Genomic DNA, 18,005 nt, shown 5'->3' with positions numbered 1-18,005 from the left:
GCTGCGCTGCCGTCTTGCCGGAGGTGACGCCATGAAAGCGGTTCGTACACTCGTTGCGGGACTCGTGCTCGGTGTCGCGTGGACCCCCTCGGCCACGCTCGCCGGTGACGACCCGCTCCGCTCGCCGGGCTGGCATCTCATGGAGGACCGCTTCTTCCCGGATGCCGTGGTGGTGCATGACGACCGTGTCCGGGTCATGGCGCCTCCCGGTGCGGAAGACGCCACCGCGGTACACGGGTTCGTTCGCGTGGATGGCATTGATGACATCCAGCGACTGCTCGTGTTCGCGGACCTCAACCCCATCCCGCGTATCGTCGACATGCGGCCCCATCGGGCAGCGTCCGCAATCGGCTTCCAGTTCAAGGTGCAGCAGGCGACGCCGTTGCGCGCGGCCGTACAGACCGCTGACGGCACATGGCACGTGGGCGGCACCTGGGTGGACGCCGCCGGAGGCGGGTGCTCCGCACCGAGTATCGCCAGCGCCAACCCCGAGTGGCAGGACCGCCTGGGTGACCTGCGCGGCAGGAGCTGGCAGTTGGCCGACGGGCGCCAGCGGCTGAGTTTCTCCGTGATCCATCCCATGGATACCGGCCTGGCACCGGGCATCCCGCTGTTCTACGTGGAAGAGATCGGGGTTCACGGGGAAGACGGCGAACGCCTGGCCACCCTGGAGATCGACGCCTCCATGGCCGAGAATCCGGAGATCACGCTGGAGATCCCCGGCCAGGGCGTGGTGCGCGTCAGCGGCCGGGACAACAACGGCAATCGTTTCGCGGGAGCCTTGCGATGAGCCGGCCCTGGATGCCCTTGTTCGCGCTGGTGTGCTGTATCGGAAGTGCGAACGCCTACGATCTGCAACCCCGCGAGGTGGCTGACGGTGTGTGGGTCATTGAAGGGGCTCGGGAACACTTCACCCGTGAAAACCAGGGTGACATCGTCAACACGGGCTTCCTGACGACAGGGGCCGGCGTGATCGTCATCGATACCGGGCCTTCGCTCCGTTACGGTGAGGCCATGCGCGGTGCCATACGCGATGTCACTGCGGAGCCGGTGGTGGCGGTCTACATTACGCACCACCACCCGGATCACTTCCTCGGCAACCTCGCTTTCGAGGACGTTCCCATCATCGCGCTGCCCCATACCATCGATGCCATTGAGCGTGACGGCGATGCGCTGACGGACAACATGTACCGGATGGTGGGCGGCGCCATGCAGGGTACAGAGCCGTTGGTGCCCGACCAGGAGGCCAGCCCGGATGTCGACCGCTTCGGCGACCGGGAACTTGAGTACATCGCCGCTGGCGGGCACAGCGGGGAGGTTGCTGCCGACCTGGTGATCTTTGACCGGACATCCGGAGTGCTGTTTGCCGGTGACGTGGTTTTCCATGACCGGGCGCCGACGACACCCCATGCCGATCTCGACGCGTGGATCGCGGAGCTGGATCGCCTGGAGGGGGTCGACTTCCGGACGCTGGTCCCGGGGCACGGACCGGTGGCCAACGATGCCAGGCCGATCCGCCAGACCCGCGCGTATCTGCAGTGGCTGGATCGGCATCTCGATGAGGCGGCCGAGGCCGGCCTGCACGCCGCGGAAGTCATGGAGCTGGCCATCCCGGAGGCGTTCCGTTCATTGGCTGTGGTCGAAGCGGAATACAAGCGGTCCGTGGCCCACCTCTACGATGCGCGCCGCCGCAACCTGTTCGAACCCATGGAGGCGGATTGAGGTCCGCGGCGGCTGTTTTGGTGAGCGGGTTTCTCGTGGCATTGATCGCGATGCCGGCGACGGGCGAAGACCGTGTCCGGGAACTGGATTTCATCAATGACCACGGGTATCGAGAGGCGCGCTTCCGCGCACCGCTCCCGGACTGGCATCCGGAAGCGACGGTGCTGGATGCCGCTGCGCTGACGGATCTGATCCAGGGCCAGGACCCCCTGCTCCTGGATGTGATGCCGCGGATCGAGCCCGGTCACCCCGTGCACGTCATGGGGTTGCCGCCGGGCGCGCCGCGCGTCTCCCTCCCCGGAAGTGCGTGGTTGCCCAACGCCGGGCATCCGCGGCTGGATGCCCGCGTCGCGGACAGGCTGGAGCGGCTGCTTGAAGAACGGGTCCGATCGCGTGAGGGGGCGCGGCCGGTAGTGGTGTTCTGCGTGACCAACTGCTGGATGGGCTGGAACGCTGCGCGGCGCATTGCCCGTAGCGGGCATGAGGCCGTGTACTGGTACCCGGGTGGTGTGGACGACTGGGGCGGGCTGGGTGGCGACACCGAGGTGCGTACGCCCTTGATGGAGTAGGAGGATGAGCGCGTCTGGCGACCCCGTGACGCCGCTTGCGTACCTGTACGAGCACGGTGTGGGGGTGGAAAGAAACCGGCGCGTGCCGGTTTCTGGAGGGAAGCAGTAACTGGTTGATGACACGAAATAACGACGCTGCTAGCGTCAAAGACGGGCGTTGTCTATCGCCCGTCAGTCGCAATAGCGATCACAGGACCGTAAGAGTCCGTACAAGGAGGAGGGGCCATGGGGCAGACCGTGGAGCGGAGGACGAGCGCCCGGAGCGGTGATGCAGAACGAAGCGGTGCGTCTCTGAGCGAGCCGAAGGCGGTCAATGAGTCGATCATTGTCCGTTCCTGGGGGCGGTGCTGGGATGACTACCGGATCGATCGATCCACCCGATCCGGTCCCGCCGTAGTGGAGCAGCAGCGGCTGAACGAGCGCGTGGACCGATACGGTGAGTTCGTGCAACTGGCGCGCGCCGAGATGCACGCGCTGTATCAGCAGATTGCCGGCTCCGGGTATGCGTTGCTGCTCACTGATGCAGACGGGCTGATACTGGATTACGTGGGAGACCCCACGCTCAAGCGCACGTTCCAGTCAGCGGGATTGTGGCGTGGCGCGATCTGGAGCGAGGCGAACGAGGGTACCAACGGTGTTGGTACCTGCATCGCCGAGCGTCGCCCGGTGACTGTCCACCGCGACCAGCACTTCCGGAACCGTCACAATATGCTGAGCTGCTCCGGCGCACCGATTCTGGATGCACACGGGGAGCTGTTCGCGGTGCTGGACGCCTCGTCGGTCAATGCCAGGGACACCCCGGAGAGCCAGCTGCACACGCTGGCGCTGGTCACCATGTCGGCCCAGCTCATCTCCAAGTGCCGTTTCGTGGCGAGCTTCCCGGAAGGCATGATTCTGCGCTTCCACAGCCGTCCGGAGTATGTGGGACTCATCAACGACGCAGCCATGGCACTGGACGGTGACGGAAAGATCCTCGCGGCTGATCCCAATGCCGTTGCATACCTGGGCCTCGCGCATCGCTCGGATCTGGTGGGGCAGCGTATCGACCAGGTCCTTGATATCGAACCCGCAAACCTGCCGGAGCACGCCCGTCGACGTCACATGCCTTACTGGCCGGTGCGTTGTGTCAAACGGGGGACGCGCTATTTCGCCACGCTTGAGTACGGCGATCAGCAGGGGGTGCCGGGTGATCGGGTGCACAGGGCGGAGCAGGTGGTGCGCAGCAAGCCGCGTGGGCAACGCCGCCCGAGCCTTGAGGCGCTGGCCGGCCATGATCCGTCCATGCAGCGGCAGGTCGAGCGAGCGCGGCGTGTTGTCGGCCGTGGCATTCCGGTGCTCCTGCGTGGCGAGACGGGAACGGGCAAGGAAGTGTTCGCCCGCGCTCTGCATGGTGCCTGCGCGTGGTCTGAGGGGCCGTTCGTGGCCGTGAACTGCGCCGCCATACCCGAGAACCTCATCGAGAGCGAGTTGTTCGGGTATCAACCCGGCGCGTTTACCGGGGCCCGTAAAGGCGGCATGAAAGGCAAGGTGTTGCAGGCCGATGGCGGGACGCTGTTTCTCGACGAAATCGGGGACATGCCGCTGGATCTGCAGACGCGGCTGTTGCGGGTGCTTGAAGAGCAGGAAGTGGTCCCGCTCGGGGGTGAGGTGCCTATTCAGGTGGACCTTAACCTCATCAGTGCAACGCACTGCGATCTGATGGAACGGGTCGCCGATGGCCGGTTCCGGCAGGACCTCTACTACCGACTGAACGGGCTGGAGGTTGCGTTGCCCGCACTGAGAGACCGTCTTGATCGCCGGGAACTTGTTCGCGCAGTGCTCGCCGAGGAAGGGGGGGAAGGGGTCGTTGTCGAGGATGAGGCCATGCGGCGGATCATGGCCTGTGACTGGCCGGGTAATCTGCGACAGCTGCGGAACGTCCTGCGCACGGCGCTGGCGCTATGTGATGATCAGATCATCCGGGTGGATGATCTCAGTGCCGAGCTTGGTGCGCTTGAGCTGAGGTCGCTGAAAGGCACTGCCTCCGCGCGCGAGGAATCAGCCCTGGTGTCGGCCGAGCGGGACGCTCTCATCGAATCGCTGGAGCTGCATCGCTGGAACGTCAGCAAGACCGCCGCAGCCCTCGGAATGAGTCGCAACACCCTGTACCGGAAGATGCGTCGGCACGGGATTCAGCAGGACGAGCGCTGACGTGGGCTGGCTGGGTTCCGCGGCGAGGGGCGTCAGACCAGCGCCTGGGCGAGGCTGAAGACGACCACCCCGCCCACGACCGTCAGGGTGATGCTGCGGCTCGCGGCGGCAATGGCCACCACGGTGACCCCGGCGCTGACGTGTGGCCACGACCACGTGATGCCCGGGTCATCGCCCACCAGCAGCACCTGATCCACCAGCAGTGCCGCGATCACGGCCACCGGCACGTAGGTGAGCCACGCCTCCACCAGTGGCGGCAGGCGCATGCGGCGCGCCAGAGCCAGCGGCAGAATGCGCGGGATCACCGTGACCACCACACACAGGGCGATGGCCAGAAGGACCTCCGGGCGCAGGCTCATGCTGCCTCCTCGCTGCGACGTCGCCCCGCCGCCTGCTCGATGAGCACGCCGGCACTGGCCGCAACCACCGTGGTGAGCATCAGGTTGAGCGGATGGGGCTGCCAGCTGTCCAGGGCAATGATGATCACCCCGGCGAGACCGGCCACCGCGCAGCGGATGCCCATGCGCCCGCCGGCGCGGATCTGTCCCACCAGGAGCGCGGCAAACATGCCCGCCAGCGCGAATTCCAGCCCGATGGCCTCGATGGCGCCCGCCAGGGCACCCAGCAGGGCGCCGGCCACGTTGCCGGTAACCCAGGCGCTGTAGGCGGTGACGTTGAGCGCGATCATCCAGGCTGCGTACTGCAGCCGCTGGCCCATGAGGCTGGTGCCCAGGGCAAAGGTTTCGTCCGTGAGCTGTGCACCGATGACCACGCGTGCACTCAGGGGCAGGTGCTGCACGCGCGGCGACAGTGCGGTGGCATAGAGCAGGTGGCGGAGGTTCACCAGGAACACCGTTCCCACCAGCGTGACCAGGGCGCCGGCGTAGAGGTCCGCGAACACGAACTGCGCCGATCCGGCGAACAGCAACAGCGACAGCACGCCCACCTCCGCCGCACTTAGTCCGGCTTCGGCGCCGACGACGCCGGCCGCCAGGCCGATACCGGCATAGGCAATGGTAACGGGGCTGGATGCGCGTGCGCCGGCGAGAGCCGCCTGAGCAGTTGTCGTAGGTTGTTCCATGCCGGTCCTTTGCATTGGAAGGGGAAAGCTCGGAAGTATAAACAACCGGACATCCGTTACGGGAGAGGGCATAAGCTGACGGCGATGCCGTGATTGGGCTATATTGCGATGCAGCATTTATCGAGGAGAGGTTCATGGCAACGCGTGATCGCAAACTGATCGATCTGGCCCTGCAGGGGGGCGGTTCCCATGGCGCGCTCACATGGGGCGTGCTGGACCGGCTGCTGGAAGACGAGCGGCTGGAGATCGATGGCGTCAGCGGCACCAGCGCCGGGGCCATGAACGCCGTGGTGCTGGCCGACGGTCTGGAGCGCGATGGCCGCGACGGTGCCCGCGAGGCGCTGGCGGCATTCTGGCGCGCCGTGAGCCAGGCGGCGCTGTTCTCGCCCCTGCAACGCACGCCGCTGGACTGGCTCACGGGCAATTACGGCCTGGATCGTTCACCGGGGTATCTGTGGTTCGAGCACATCACCCAGATGGTGCCGCCCGCCATGCTCAACCCCCTGGGTGTCAATCCGCTGCGGGATCTGGTCACCCGGCAGGTGGACTTCGAGCGGGTGAACCACTGCAGCAAGACCAAGGTGTTTGTCACGGCCACCAACGTGCGCACCGGCCGCCCGCACATCTTCCGCCAGCCCGGGTTGACCGCCGACGCGGTCATGGCGTCGGCCTGTCTGCCGTTCATGTACGATGCGGTCACCATCGACGGCGAGGCCTACTGGGACGGCGGCTACACCGGCAACCCGGCACTCTACCCGCTGGTGGAGGACCAGGGCTGTCGCGATCTGGTGGTGGTGCAGATCAACCCGCTGGTGCGCGAGACATTGCCGCTCGGCGGGCGCGATATTCTCAACCGCCTCAACGAGATCACCTTCAACTCCAGCCTGGTGAAGGAGCTGCGCTCCATTCATCTGCTGCAGCAGCTCATCGACGCCGAAGGGCTCAAGCTCGAGAGCTATCGCGCCATGCGCCTGCACCTGATTCACGCCGAGAAGGAAGTGGAGACCCTGGGCGCGTCCAGCAAACTGAACGCCGAGTGGTCGTTCCTGACAACCCTGTTCGACAAGGGGCGTGCCTGGGCCGACCACTGGTTGACCGAGCACTTCGATGACATCGGCGAGCGGGCCACCTTCGACCTGGACCAGCTCTTCCAGGACTCCTTCCGCCCGGTCATGCACGACGAGGTTCGCGACGCGTCGAAGGGGGGCGACTCGTGATCGGCATACTGGCCATCGTCGTTTCGCTGGCGCTGCTCATCGTGCTGGCCTACCGCGGGCTCAGCCTGCTGATCCTGGCGCCGGCACTGGCCGCGTTCGTGGCGCTGGTATCGGTGGAGACGCCGCTGCTCGCCAGCTACACCCAGGTGTTCATGGGGTCGGCCGGCGATTTTATCGTGCGCTTCTTCCCCCTGTTTCTCCTGGGAGCGATCTTCGGCAAGCTTATGGAAGACTCCGGCAGTGCCGAGGCGCTGGCCCGGGCGCTGGTGGCGCGGCTGGGCGATGGCCGCGCCATTCTCGCGGTGGTGCTCGCCTGCGCCGTCATGACCTACGGCGGCGTGTCGCTGTTTGTCGTGGCCTTCGCCGTCTACCCCATCGCCGCGGCGCTGTTCCGTCAGGCCGATCTGCCCAAGCGGCTCATTCCCGGCACCATCGCCCTGGGCGCCTTCACCTTCACCATGACCGCGCTGCCGGGGACGCCGGCCATCCAGAATGCCATTCCCATGCCGTATTTCGGCACGTCTCCGTTTGCCGCACCGGGGCTCGGCATTCTCACCGGGCTGGTGATGCTGGTGCTGGGGCAGGCGTGGCTGAACTACCGTGCCGGCAAGGCGCGGCGCGCCGGGGAGGGTTACGGCAGCCATGCGGATGAGGCGCAACCGTCGGTGGACCGCACGCTGCGGGAGCGCGCCGCCGGCGAGGGCTTTGACGTGGCGGAGATCCCCCCGGAGGCGCCGCCGCGGGATCTGCCACCGCTGACCCTGGCTGTGCTACCGATTGTCCTGGTGATCGCCCTGAACCTGTTGTTTACCGCGGTGATCATCCCGGCCATGGAGACCGACTACCTGGCGGATCCCGTCTACGGCGCCACCACCATCGAATCGGTGCGCGGGCTGTGGTCCGTGGTCTCGGCGCTGGTGATCGCGAGCCTGGTGCTGGTGGCGTTGAACTGGCGCCGGCTCGCCGCGCTGACGCGCACTCTGGACGGTGGTGCCAACGCATCGCTGCTGCCCATCTTCAATACCGCCAGCCTGGTGGGGTTCGGTTCGGTGATCGCTTCGCTCACCGCCTTCGACATGATCAGCGCCTGGGTGACCACCGTCGGCGGCGACAACCCGCTGATCTCACTGGCCATCGCGGTGAATCTGCTGGCCGGCATGACCGGCTCCGCCTCCGGCGGCATGAGCATCGCGCTGGCGACGCTCGGGGATACCTATCTCGCCATGGGGCAGGCGGCCGGCATCGCACCCGAGCTTCTGCACCGGGTCACGGCCGTAGCCACGGGCGGGCTGGATGCACTGCCGCACAACGGTGCCGTGATCACACTGCTCTCCATCTGCGGGCTCACCCACCGCCAGGCGTACCTGGATATTGCCGTGGTGGGCGTGCTGGTGCCGATCATCGCCCTGGTGTTCCTGATCATGACCGGCACGTTTGTGGGGACGTTCTGATGCCCCGCCCGCCCGCCGGTCAGGCTAGAACCGGTACCGCAGCCCGGTGGTGAGGAAGTTCGAGCCGCCCGAGACGCCGTAGACGCCGAACATGCCGGAGCGGTGGTGCACGCGCGCCACCAGGCTCAGGCGCTGGTTCCCGGGCGGGCTGAACGCCAGCTCCGCGTGCATGTAGTGCAGCATGCGGCGGGACTCACTGTCGTTTTCTTTCTCCAGTGGTGGCCGCCTGGAGGCGAAGGACACACCCTGTCCGAATGCGGCACTGGTATCCACCCAGTCGTCCCAGGGAAAGTGGTTCCAGCGCACGGTCACCGCGACGTTGCTCTCCCACAGGGACTGCTTGCCCCAATGCCGCACGGCCTGCAGTTCCCCTTCCCAGGCCACGGGGCCGGGCCATTGGCCGAGATCCCGGGCAAGGATGGCTGCTCCGAGATAGGAGGCGCGCCGATGGCCGCCTTCCAGCGCCAGGATCTCCAGAAAGCGGCTGTCGTCGTACTGACCCACCAGGCCGGTGAGCGTCCAGGGGCCCGGCGTCTTGTTGGCGCCGGCCGGTACGCATGCAATCAGAAGCACCAGCGCCAACCCGGCAATACGCCGGCCGCCGCAGCTCCATGCGCGGATCGGTCCTGTTGTCGCCGGCCCGATGGTCGTCATTCGTCGTGTCAGTACTGCGTGTACACCTGCGGCTCACTGTCGGCGGCGGTGATCCGGTAGACGGTCCACGGCTCCTGCTGCTCTCCGGGCATACCGGGGGAGCCGACGGGCATGCCCGGGAGGGTAATGCCGCGGATCGGAGGGCGCTCGTCCAGCAGCTGCTCGATCACCTCAGCCGGCATGTGTCCGATGACCGTGTAAGGGCCGATATCGACTGTATGACAGCTGGCCATTGTCCGGTCAATGCCCAGCTCCCGGAAGATGGGGTTCATGGTGTCGTGATCCACAACCTCCACATCGAATCCCTGATCCTCCAGGTATTCAACGTAGACATCGCAGCAACCGCAGGTGGGCGTCTTGTGGACCGTGGCCGTGGTGGCCAGGGCGGCGCCGGGCAGCATCAGGACGGCGGTTACGGCCAGGCGTCGCAGGGTGTGATGATTCATGGTTGTATCCTCTTGAGAAATAACGGATTCAGGAGATCTTGCCGCCGAGCCGTGCCCGCTTGAGAAGCACCGAGTTGCCGATCACCGACAGCGAGCTTGCCGTCATGGCGATGACGCCGATCATCGGGTGCAGCAGCCCCACGGCGGCGATGGGGATGGCGGCCACGTTGTAGCCCCAGGCCCAGAACATGTTCTGCACGATCTTGCGGAACGTCAGCCGTGAGAGCTCCACGGCCTCCACCACCTTGGTGAGCTCGCCGCTGACCAGCGTGACGTCCGCCGCCTCGATGGCCACATCGGCGCCGGCGCCGATGGCAATGCCCACGTTGGCCTGCTTGAGCGCCGGGGCGTCGTTGATGCCGTCACCCACCATGGCCACGTGCTCGCCGTAGCGCTGCTGGAGCTCGCGGATGGCGTCCACCTTGCCTTCGGGCAGGACGCCCGCCTGGACCTCGTCGAGCCCCACCTCCCGGGCCACGGCCCGGGCGGTGCGCTCGTTGTCGCCGGTGACCATGACGCAGGCGATGCCCAGGCGGTGGAGCTCCGCGATGGCCGCCGCGGAGTCGTCCTTGATGGTGTCGGCCACCGCCACGATGCCGGCGGGCCGGTCACCGATGGCCACCAGCATGGCCGTCTTGCCCGCGTGCTCGAGTTCGGTGAGCTGCTCTTCCAGGGCGGTGACATCCATGCCTTGCTCGGTGAGCAGCCGGCGGCTGCCCACGAACACGCGCTCGCCGTCGAGTTGCGCCTCCACGCCGCGGGCGGTGTGGGACTGGAACCCGGTGACCTTGCCCACCTCCAGCCCACGCTCTTTCGCGCCCTGGACGATGGCATCGGCCAGCGGGTGGGCGGAGCCGGCTTCCACGGCGGCGGCTGCAGCCAGCACCTGTTCCTCCGTGAAGCCCGCGGCGGGCAGGGCATCGGTCAGGGCCGGCTCGCCCCGGGTGATGGTGCCGGTCTTGTCCAGCACGATGGCCTTGATGTCCTTGAGGCTCTGGATCGCTGCGCCGGAGCGGATCAGCACACCGCGCTCGGCGCCCATGCCCGAGCCCACCATCAGCGCCGTGGGCGTGGCCAGCCCCAGGGCGCAGGGGCAGGCGATGACCAGCACCGCGATGGCGGCGAGGATCGCCAGGACGATGGGCGGCTGGGTGGCGTCCACCCAGGGCAGGAAGCCTTCGCCCCACAGCAGGATGGGCTCAAGCGTGCCGCTGAAGGCAAGCCAGACCAGGAAGGAGAGCGCCGCGATGCCCAGCACCGCCGGCACGAACCGGGCGGTGATGCGGTCGGCCAGTTCCTGCACCGGCACCCGCGAGCCCTGGGCCTCTTCCACCAGGCGGATCACCTGCGACAGGAAGGTATCCTTGCCCACCCGTGTGGCACGCACCTTGAGCAGCCCCTGCTGGTTGATGGTCGCGCCCAGTACGGTGGTGCCCACCCCCTTCTCCACGGGCACGGACTCGCCGGTGGCGATGGACTCGTCCACGGTGCTCTCACCCTCGACCACCTCGCCGTCGGTGGGCACCTTCTCGCCGGGGCGCACGATCATCACGTCGCCGGCGCGCAGCTCCTTCACCGGGACCTCCACGTCCTCGCCGTCGCGCTCCACCCGGGCCGTCTTCGCGCCCATGTCCAGCAGCTTGCGGATGGCCGACGAGGCCTGGCCCTTGGCGCGGTGCTCCAGATAGCGCCCGAGCATGTGAAAGGCCATGATGGTGGCCGCCATCTCCATGAACGAGGTCATGGGGTAGACGAAGCCCACCAGGCCGATGAAATAGGGCGGCAGACTGCCCATGGAGATGAGCACGTCCATATTCAGGTGCCCGGACTTGAGCGAGCGCCACGCCGAGCGGTGGGTGGCCGCGCCGCCGGCGAGGAAGACCACCGGGAAGGCCAGCACGGCGACGATGAGGAGATACCCCGGGATCGGCTGCCAGAACATGTGGGGCATCATCAGCACCATGATCGCCGTGGTCGGGATCATGGCAATCCACAGCCGCCGCCAGGCCTGCTTCACGTAGGCCTCGTCGATGGCGGCGTCGTCGGCGTGCTCGTCCTCGCCTTCGGTCTCGACGGCGGCGACATCGTAGCCGGCACCTTCCACGGCGGCGCGCAGTGCTTCGCCGTCCGGCCCGTTGGCAGCAGTGGTGACGGTGACGCGGTGGTCCGCGATGTTGGTGCGGATGCCGTCGACGCCCTCCACGCGCTCGATGGCGGCGCGCACGATGCCGGCGCAGTGATCCGAGCCCATGCCCGGGACCACCAGTTTGATGACCGTGCTGTCGCCACCGGCGTCCACCCGGGCCACGTCGTAGCCGGCGGCCTCCACGGCATCGCGCAGCCCGTCGGCATCGGTGGCGCTGGTGTCGTAGCGCACGCTCACCCGGTGGTTGGCGATGTTGGTGCTCACCGACTGCACCCCGTCCAGGCGCTCCAGCGCGGCCCGGACGATGCCGGCGCAGTGATCCGAGCCCATGCCCGGGACGACCAGTGCGCCCTCGGCGGTGCTGTTCCTGCTGTCGAGTCTTGTGGCGTTTTCAGTCATCGACACGTAGTCCTGTGATTGATGAGATTTGAAATGCATGTGGGGGCGATTTGGGCTACCGGTCATGTCCGTGCCCCCCGCCGTGGCGGTGCATGAACAGGTGCATGATCAGGCAGCCGGCGAGCAGCAGGAACGGGGCGAAGCCGACGATGTGTTCCCAGTGGTTCGCTGCCAGGCTTCCGCCGACGAGGGCGAGACCGGCGATCAGGACCACCGTCAGAGGTGTCCCCAGGCGTTGCGTGATGCGCGTCCACATGTGCAGATCCTCCTTGCATGGCGGCTGGCGCCGGAGCGAGTATCGCTCCGCTCCCGGGTGTCACGCCGCTCCTGCGTGGCCTGCCGACTACGAGCTGCTGCGATGCTGTTCATGGTCACGGAATGCATTGGTTCAATCTCCCGCTAAAGGGAAGCGGCGCCGTCAGGCGCATTACTGCAGTAGGCTGGTGAATCAAAGGCGCAGACGCCGGGTCCGCAAATAGGTTGGGAGGGGTGGTCGGTGTGTGTCGGCCGTCGCCGTGCCGGGCAAACCGTGCAGGGTCGGGTGAGGCTGGGCGGGGCACTGAGCTGCAACTGCTGTAAAGCCATCACCGGGCGTTGGCAACTCCAGGTCACGAATGTCACTGACCAGGGCGGATGCGTTGCCGTGATGGCCGTGGTGATGGCACACGGGCGTGTCGGAAGGTCCGTGCGGGTGCACGTCCGACGCGTACTGACCGGAAAGCGCCTGAGCCGGCGCCGGACTCGCCAGTGCGACGGTGACCGGCAGCAGTATCAGCAGCACCAGCAACAGCCAGGAGCACCGGGCCGGTACGCCTCCCTCCAGGGTGCCATTGGGTTGCTGCGTCTGCATCAGGTGTGTCCGTGACGGTCAGGGGTGTACTGTCCACAGGATAGCAATGGGAGCAAGCAGGCAATTGATCCGGATCAAGATCGGATTAGTTGTCACCACTCGCTCCATGCCGCGCCGCCGGGTCGCCCGCCAGGTCGTCGATGATGGGGCAGTCGGGGCGCTGATCGCCGTGGCAGTGCTGCGCCAGATGTTCCAGGGTGCGTTTCATCGCTTCGAGTTCGGTGATCTTCTGCTGCAGCTCGTCGATGTGCTCCTGCGCCACGCGCTTGACCTCGGCGCTCGAGCGGCCCTGATCCCGCCACAGGCGCACGAGCTGCTCGATCTGCGCTGTGGAAAACCCCAGATCCCGGGCACGCCTGATGAAGCGCAGCATGTGCACTTCGGTTTCGCTGTACACGCGGTAACCGTTGTCGCTGCGAACAGCCGGGCCCACGAGTCCCACGCTCTCGTAGTATCGGATCATCTTGGCGCTGATGCCCGATGCGCGGGCTGCTTCACCGATGTTCATGATCCACTCCTTGTCGCCTGACCCCTCAGGTTACACCGCTCGCGAGGGGGCGCTCGACGTCGTCATTCGCACGTGCGGCAACGGGGTGATCGCGTTCATGCGAACGCGGGTGCTGTCGGCTTCCCGTACTTTGTAAGGCCATCGTAAGGTCGTACGCGCTAATTTGCGGCCGCGGAATAAACGGGAAGTACTAAAGGGAACAGGCGCTTAGGAGGCGGTATGCGCAAGAAGAGCATAACGACAGCGGGGATCCTGGCAATCGCGCTCGGGACGACGGGGTGTTTCAACGGAGGTAGCAGCAGCAACGGGGGCGACGAGATTGATCTGGACATTGTTCGCGCCCAGGAGGTCTATGACGGCGAGGTCGAATTGCAGGACACCGCAGATCTGACGGACGGTGACGACGCGGCGCTGGCGATGGATTTCGCCTACTTCGCCTATCTCCTTGAGACGGCCATCGATTCGTTCGAGGAAGTGACGCAGCAGAACAGATCGAACGGGAGCGAGACCGTAGAGGGGGACTGCGTAGGCCAGCCAAACGGTTCGGTCGAGGTGGAGGACGAGGCGTCGTTCGGGGATGACGGCACGAAGGAGGTCACGTCCACCTGGACCACCGACGAGGATGACGGCTATTGCGTCGAAATGCTCAGCCAGCGAGACGTGGCTGTGCGTTTCCATGGCGAGGTGACCCAGGTCACCGAGACGGACTCGCAGCACGAGAAGCGCGTCGGCGTCACGACCTACGAAGACTTCGAGATGGAGTGGGCACAACCGGAACCCAGCGACGACGATCCCCTCCAGGTCATCATCGATGGTGAGGATCACAGGGGGAATGTGCACGTGGGGAGCGAGCCGGGTGAGGATGGCGTCGAGAGTTACATTGCCATCGCCCTTGACGTCCGGCTTCCCGATCTGGGGGGTGGCGACGAGGTTCACGCCATCCTGCGGAACTTGCACATCGGTACGGACGTAGACAGCGTCATCGACATGGAACTCGCGTCGCCATTCATGGACGGTGCGGTGACCACCGATCAAGCCGGTAAGCAGCAGTTCTTCGATGGCACGTGCGACAGTGGGCCGCTTGCGCCGGGGCAGGACGCGGACAGAGGCCTTGTGACGATGATGGCCGGTGACAGCGAGTACGAAGCGGACCTCGCGGATGCGAGTCCGGGCTGCGGTGAGTTCTCTCTGTACGACAGCGGAAGCGGTCAACTCATCGGCGTCGATTACGACCTTCTGAGCCAGCTCCTCGACCAGTGATGGTGGCGAGCCGGGCTTGTGATCAGCTTATGACGCGCCCGCACCGCGGGACGTCATTCCGGCCTGGCCCGAGGGATTCCGCTCGGGCCAGATGCGGACCACTTGCCCGCACCAGCGCGCGTCCTGACTGTCCGTTTCACGGCCTCCCGGTTTGAACCGCGCGCGAGGGCGCGCTGGAGGTGACGTGTCCGTCGCTGTCGCTGCCCCCCGCCATCGGCGGGTGGAAACGCTTCAGCCGCAGGGCGTTGGACAGCACACAGACACTGGACGCGGCCATGGCGAAGGCCGCGAACATGGGTGACAGCAGCAGGCCGAGGGCCGGATACAGCACCCCCGCCGCCACCGGAATCAGGCTGGTGTTGTAGGCAAACGCCCAGAACAGGTTCTGCTTGATGTTGCGGATGGTGGCCCGGGACAGGGCGATGGCGTTGGGCACGTTGCGCAGGTCGCCGGAGATCAGCACCACCTCCGCGGACTCGATGGCGATGTCCGTGCCGGTGCCGATGGCGATCCCCACCTCCGCCTGGGCCAGGGCCGGGGCGTCGTTGATGCCGTCACCCACGAAGGCAACCCGGGCGCCGTCGGCCTGGAGCGTCTTGATGGCGTCCACTTTCCCGGCGGGCAGCACGTCCGCCACCACCTCGTCGATGCCCAGGCGCCGGGCGATGGCTGCAGCCGTGCGCTGGTTGTCCCCGGTGATCATGGCCACCCGCAGACCTTCCGCGTGCAGCGCCCGGATCGCCGCCGGTGTGGACGCCTTGATGGGGTCGGCCACGGCGATGACGGCGGCGAGGCGGCCGTCGATCGCGGCGTACAGGGGTGTCTTGCCCTCGTCCGCGAGCCGCATGCCGGTGTCGCTGAACGCCTCGGGAGCCAGCCCGAGCTCCTCCATGAACCGTGCCGAGCCGATCTGCACCGTCCGCCCATCGACCTGTGCGGTGATGCCGCGCCCGGGGTCGGCGTGGAACACCTGCGGTTCCTGCAGCCTGGCACCGGACTCACGGGCGGCCGCCACCAGCGCCTCGCCGATGGGGTGTTCCGAGCGCTGCTCCGCCGAGGCGATCAGGGCCAGGACCTCGGAGCGGTCAAACCCGGCGGCGAGCTCCAGATCCGTGAGCTCCGGGCGGCCACGGGTCAGCGTGCCGGTCTTGTCCAGGGCGATGGTGTCCGCGTTGCGCAGGGTCTGCAGGGCCTCGCCACGGCGGAACAGCACGCCCATCTCGGCCGCCTTACCGGTCCCGACCATGATGGAGGTGGGGGTGGCCAGCCCCATGGCGCAGGGGCAGGCGATGATCAGTACCGCCACGGCGTTCACCAGCGCGAAGGTCAGCGCGGGTGCGGGTCCGGCGAGCAGCCAGATGGTGAAGGTCAGCACCGCCACCACCATGACCGCCGGTACGAAGTACCCGGTGAAGCGGTCGACCAGAGCCTGAATGGGCAGCTTGGAGCCCTGGGCCTGTTCGACCATGCGCACGATCTGCGCCAGCAGCGTGTCGGCACCCACCTTGGTGGCGCGGAAGCTGAAGCTGCCGGTGCGGTTGATGGTGCCGCCGATGACTTCGCTGCCGGTCTCCTTCTGCGCGGGGATCGGCTCGCCCGTGACCATGGACTCGTCGATCCAGGAGCTACCGTCGATGATCTCGCCGTCCACCGGGATCTTCTCCCCGGGGCGGACCACGACCACGTCGCCGGCCACCACCTGGTCGATGCCCACCTCCACGGTGTCCCCGTCGCGCTGCACCCGCGCGGTCTTGGCCTGCAGGCTCAGCAGGCGCTGGATGGCCTCGCCGGTGCGCCCCTTGGCAAGGGCCTCCAGGTAGCGCCCGAACACAATCAGCGTGATGATGACCGCCGATGCCTCGAAGTAGACGTGCACCGTCCCCGCCGGCAGCACCTGCGGCGCGAAGGTGGCAACCACCGAGTAGCCCCAGGCGGCGCTGGTGCCGATCATCACCAGGGAGTTCATGTCCGGCGCGCGGTGGATGAGTGCGGGCCAGCCCTTGCGGTAGAACTGCAGTCCGGGGCCGAACTGGACCACGCTCGCCAGCAGGAAGAACAGGTAGTAGAGGTTCTGCTGGCCGATGGTGGCGTGCAGCGCATCGTGCAGGGGCGGGATGAGCATGGCCCCCATGTCCAGGATGAACAGCGGTGCCGTGAACAGCGCTGCAACCCAAAGGGAGCGCTTGAGCCGCTCCGCCTCGTCGCCGTGCCGGCTGCCGGCCTCCCGCGCGTGGGCACCGGCGTCGCTGATGGTGGTGGCCGGGTAGCGCTCACCCAGGGCGGTGATCAGGTCCTGCGGCGTGACCACCCCAGCCACCATCTCGACGGTGGCCTTGCCCGTGGCCAGATTCACGGTGGCGCTCTCCACGCCGGGCACCTGGTGGAGTCGGCGCTCCACGCTGCTGACGCAGCCGCCGCAGTTCATGCCGCCGACGGCGAGTTCCACCCGCTCGGTCCGGGGGTGGCCGTTGGTCGCGAGGTTGGTGTCGCGTCCGGTGGTCGATGTGGTGTGTACGCCCATGGTGTGAACCGCTGTGGCTGTATGGATGGATGGAGCTTAAACCTTCCAATAATTGGAAGGTCAATAGGGGGGCATGCGCTGGGTTCCCGACGCCTGTAGCCGCGTGCGGGTGTTGGTGCCACTTGGGATTCATTCGGTCGCAGAAGCGGCTTCAGCCGCGACTGTCCACACGCAGTTGCAGGAGCGGCGCAAGCCGCGACCGTTCCAGCACAGCGCGACACATGGTCGCGGCTCGCGCCGCTCCTACAACGCCCTTCATCGACTATGAGCCGCCGTGATGCTGCTCATGGTCACCGTCATCACCGCCACGCTCGCCGCCCATGCCGCCGCGCCGCTGCTGCATGCGCCCGCGCATCTGCTCCCGCTGCTCGTCGGTGAGCATGTCCTGCATGTCGTTCCGCAGGCGGATGCGATCGGCCATCATGTCGCCGTGGAGATCGGCCATGCGGCCGTGCAGTTCGCGCACGGCGTCCGGATCGGGCCGGTCGCTGTGCATGAGGGCGTGCATTTCCTCGCGCAGGTCCATCATCTCCGCCATGCGGCCGAAGTGCTGATGGCGGTGTTCGCTGCGGCGCTCACGCAGTTGCTCGCGCTGGTCATCATCCATATCCAGCCCCTGCATCATGCCCTTGCCGGACATGCCCATGCCACCCATCATGCCCATGCCTCCCTGGCCACCGCCGTGCATACCGCCGGAGCCACTGCCCATCATCGGGCAGTCCTGCATCATGCCGCCCTGGCCGCCGCCGTGCATGCCGCCGCCCATCATGCTCTGGGCACCGGCGATGCCGAGGCTGCCTGCTCCGACGAGCAGGGCCAGGCCGAGTGCTGCCTTGTACGTGCGATTCATCGTCATTTCAAAACTCCTGAGGCGGGTTCAGCCTCTGGTTGAGGACGCCCCCAGTCGGTCCTGTTGGCGCCGGAGAAACGCGCCCCGGTCGATCGGGGCGGCACTGCTCACCTCGTGAACAATGGCAAGCGGGCGCCGTGT

General features: G+C 66.8%; 16 protein-coding genes. 7 read left to right on the top strand and 9 right to left on the bottom strand.

Annotated features, from left to right (window positions below; genetic code table 11):
* The first annotated feature begins 31 nt into the window (after positions 1-31).
* The 4 genes from BMZ02_RS07345 (at position 32) to BMZ02_RS07330 (ending at position 4,481) form a co-directional block, all read left to right on the top strand.
* Entirely contained in the window at positions 32-790 is a 759-nt protein-coding gene (locus BMZ02_RS07345; RefSeq protein WP_091641479.1) for a quinoprotein dehydrogenase-associated SoxYZ-like carrier, read from the top strand.
* On the top strand, positions 787-1,722 hold the full coding sequence (locus tag BMZ02_RS07340) for a quinoprotein relay system zinc metallohydrolase 1 (RefSeq protein WP_091641477.1): 936 nt from the start codon (positions 787-789) through the stop codon (positions 1,720-1,722). The genes BMZ02_RS07345 and BMZ02_RS07340 overlap by 4 nt, the downstream gene beginning before the upstream one ends.
* A gap of 20 nt (positions 1,723-1,742) precedes the next feature.
* The gene (locus tag BMZ02_RS07335) at positions 1,743-2,291 is read left to right on the top strand and encodes a rhodanese-like domain-containing protein (RefSeq protein WP_139209170.1); all 549 of its coding nucleotides are present in this window, start codon (positions 1,743-1,745) and stop codon (positions 2,289-2,291) included.
* Positions 2,292-2,516: 225 nt separating this feature from the next.
* The gene (locus BMZ02_RS07330; RefSeq protein ID WP_091641473.1) at positions 2,517-4,481 is read left to right on the top strand and encodes a sigma-54-dependent Fis family transcriptional regulator; all 1,965 of its coding nucleotides are present in this window, start codon (positions 2,517-2,519) and stop codon (positions 4,479-4,481) included.
* A gap of 32 nt (positions 4,482-4,513) precedes the next feature.
* On the opposite strand, the gene BMZ02_RS07325 is transcribed toward BMZ02_RS07330, so the two are convergent.
* Both BMZ02_RS07325 and BMZ02_RS07320 read right to left on the bottom strand, forming a co-directional pair.
* The gene (locus BMZ02_RS07325) at positions 4,514-4,840 is read right to left on the bottom strand and encodes an AzlD domain-containing protein (protein WP_091641470.1); all 327 of its coding nucleotides are present in this window, start codon (positions 4,838-4,840) and stop codon (positions 4,514-4,516) included.
* Positions 4,837-5,562 (bottom strand): AzlC family ABC transporter permease, encoded by a 726-nt coding sequence (locus BMZ02_RS07320; RefSeq protein WP_171909844.1) that lies wholly within the window; start codon positions 5,560-5,562, stop codon positions 4,837-4,839. The genes BMZ02_RS07325 and BMZ02_RS07320 overlap by 4 nt, the downstream gene beginning before the upstream one ends.
* 134 nt (positions 5,563-5,696) lie before the next feature.
* Between BMZ02_RS07320 and BMZ02_RS07315 the strand changes: the two genes are divergently transcribed.
* Both BMZ02_RS07315 and BMZ02_RS07310 read left to right on the top strand, forming a co-directional pair.
* Positions 5,697-6,779, top strand: a complete 1,083-nt coding sequence (locus BMZ02_RS07315; protein ID WP_091641465.1) for a patatin-like phospholipase family protein — start codon at positions 5,697-5,699, stop codon at positions 6,777-6,779.
* Positions 6,776-8,230: a GntP family permease gene (locus BMZ02_RS07310; RefSeq protein WP_091641463.1), complete on the top strand. Its 1,455-nt coding sequence runs from the start codon at positions 6,776-6,778 to the stop codon at positions 8,228-8,230. Before BMZ02_RS07315 ends, BMZ02_RS07310 begins: the two co-directional genes overlap by 4 nt.
* Before the next feature lie 24 nt (positions 8,231-8,254).
* On the opposite strand, the gene BMZ02_RS07305 is transcribed toward BMZ02_RS07310, so the two are convergent.
* The 5 genes from BMZ02_RS07305 to cueR all read right to left on the bottom strand — a co-directional run bounded on the left by BMZ02_RS07305 (position 8,255) and on the right by cueR (position 13,233).
* A complete protein-coding gene (locus BMZ02_RS07305) occupies positions 8,255-8,884 on the bottom strand; it encodes a hypothetical protein (protein WP_139209169.1) in 630 nt (209 codons plus the stop codon).
* A gap of 8 nt (positions 8,885-8,892) precedes the next feature.
* Positions 8,893-9,330 (bottom strand): DUF411 domain-containing protein, encoded by a 438-nt coding sequence (locus BMZ02_RS07300; protein ID WP_091641457.1) that lies wholly within the window; start codon positions 9,328-9,330, stop codon positions 8,893-8,895.
* A gap of 28 nt (positions 9,331-9,358) precedes the next feature.
* Positions 9,359-11,875, bottom strand: coding sequence for a heavy metal translocating P-type ATPase (locus BMZ02_RS07295; RefSeq protein WP_091641454.1), 2,517 nt, complete (start codon positions 11,873-11,875; stop codon positions 9,359-9,361).
* Between the two features lie 55 nt (positions 11,876-11,930).
* Positions 11,931-12,131 carry a DUF2933 domain-containing protein gene (locus BMZ02_RS07290; protein WP_091641451.1) on the bottom strand — a complete coding sequence of 67 codons (201 nt, stop codon included), beginning with the start codon at positions 12,129-12,131 and terminating at the stop codon, positions 11,931-11,933.
* Between the two features lie 679 nt (positions 12,132-12,810).
* The gene (gene cueR, locus BMZ02_RS07285) at positions 12,811-13,233 is read right to left on the bottom strand and encodes a Cu(I)-responsive transcriptional regulator (protein WP_091641448.1); all 423 of its coding nucleotides are present in this window, start codon (positions 13,231-13,233) and stop codon (positions 12,811-12,813) included.
* Positions 13,234-13,452: 219 nt separating this feature from the next.
* Between cueR and BMZ02_RS07280 the strand changes: the two genes are divergently transcribed.
* A complete protein-coding gene (locus BMZ02_RS07280) occupies positions 13,453-14,493 on the top strand; it encodes a hypothetical protein (protein ID WP_091641445.1) in 1,041 nt (346 codons plus the stop codon).
* Between the two features lie 136 nt (positions 14,494-14,629).
* Here the strand turns inward: BMZ02_RS07280 and BMZ02_RS07275 are convergent, their stop codons facing one another.
* Together BMZ02_RS07275 and BMZ02_RS07270 are read right to left on the bottom strand one after the other, a co-directional pair.
* Entirely contained in the window at positions 14,630-17,014 is a 2,385-nt protein-coding gene (locus BMZ02_RS07275) for a heavy metal translocating P-type ATPase (protein ID WP_091641442.1), read from the bottom strand.
* Between the two features lie 262 nt (positions 17,015-17,276).
* Positions 17,277-17,870 (bottom strand): Spy/CpxP family protein refolding chaperone, encoded by a 594-nt coding sequence (locus BMZ02_RS07270; protein ID WP_216110736.1) that lies wholly within the window; start codon positions 17,868-17,870, stop codon positions 17,277-17,279.
* Positions 17,871-18,005: the final 135 nt, after the last annotated feature.

Origin of the sequence: Aquisalimonas asiatica, from assembly GCF_900110585.1 — a bacterium.
GTDB classification, from domain to species: domain Bacteria; phylum Pseudomonadota; class Gammaproteobacteria; order Nitrococcales; family Aquisalimonadaceae; genus Aquisalimonas; species Aquisalimonas asiatica.
This window is presented reverse-complemented; position numbering and strand designations above follow the sequence as displayed.

What these genes read in the sequence shown, in the direction of transcription:
- BMZ02_RS07345 (WP_091641479.1), top strand. Translation starts at nt 32, where the DNA reads ATGAAAGCGGTTCGTACACTCGTTGCGGGACTCGTGCTCGGTGTCGCG.
- BMZ02_RS07340 (WP_091641477.1), top strand. Translation starts at nt 787, where the DNA reads ATGAGCCGGCCCTGGATGCCCTTGTTCGCGCTGGTGTGCTGTATCGGA.
- BMZ02_RS07330 (WP_091641473.1), top strand. Translation starts at nt 2,517, where the DNA reads ATGGGGCAGACCGTGGAGCGGAGGACGAGCGCCCGGAGCGGTGATGCA.
- BMZ02_RS07325 (WP_091641470.1), bottom strand. Translation starts at nt 4,840, where the DNA reads ATGAGCCTGCGCCCGGAGGTCCTTCTGGCCATCGCCCTGTGTGTGGTG.
- BMZ02_RS07320 (WP_171909844.1), bottom strand. Translation starts at nt 5,562, where the DNA reads ATGGAACAACCTACGACAACTGCTCAGGCGGCTCTCGCCGGCGCACGC.
- BMZ02_RS07315 (WP_091641465.1), top strand. Translation starts at nt 5,697, where the DNA reads ATGGCAACGCGTGATCGCAAACTGATCGATCTGGCCCTGCAGGGGGGC.
- BMZ02_RS07305 (WP_139209169.1), bottom strand. Translation starts at nt 8,884, where the DNA reads ATGACGACCATCGGGCCGGCGACAACAGGACCGATCCGCGCATGGAGC.
- BMZ02_RS07300 (WP_091641457.1), bottom strand. Translation starts at nt 9,330, where the DNA reads ATGAATCATCACACCCTGCGACGCCTGGCCGTAACCGCCGTCCTGATG.
- BMZ02_RS07295 (WP_091641454.1), bottom strand. Translation starts at nt 11,875, where the DNA reads ATGACTGAAAACGCCACAAGACTCGACAGCAGGAACAGCACCGCCGAG.
- BMZ02_RS07290 (WP_091641451.1), bottom strand. Translation starts at nt 12,131, where the DNA reads ATGTGGACGCGCATCACGCAACGCCTGGGGACACCTCTGACGGTGGTC.
- cueR (WP_091641448.1), bottom strand. Translation starts at nt 13,233, where the DNA reads ATGAACATCGGTGAAGCAGCCCGCGCATCGGGCATCAGCGCCAAGATG.
- BMZ02_RS07280 (WP_091641445.1), top strand. Translation starts at nt 13,453, where the DNA reads ATGCGCAAGAAGAGCATAACGACAGCGGGGATCCTGGCAATCGCGCTC.
- BMZ02_RS07275 (WP_091641442.1), bottom strand. Translation starts at nt 17,014, where the DNA reads ATGGGCGTACACACCACATCGACCACCGGACGCGACACCAACCTCGCG.
- BMZ02_RS07270 (WP_216110736.1), bottom strand. Translation starts at nt 17,870, where the DNA reads ATGACGATGAATCGCACGTACAAGGCAGCACTCGGCCTGGCCCTGCTC.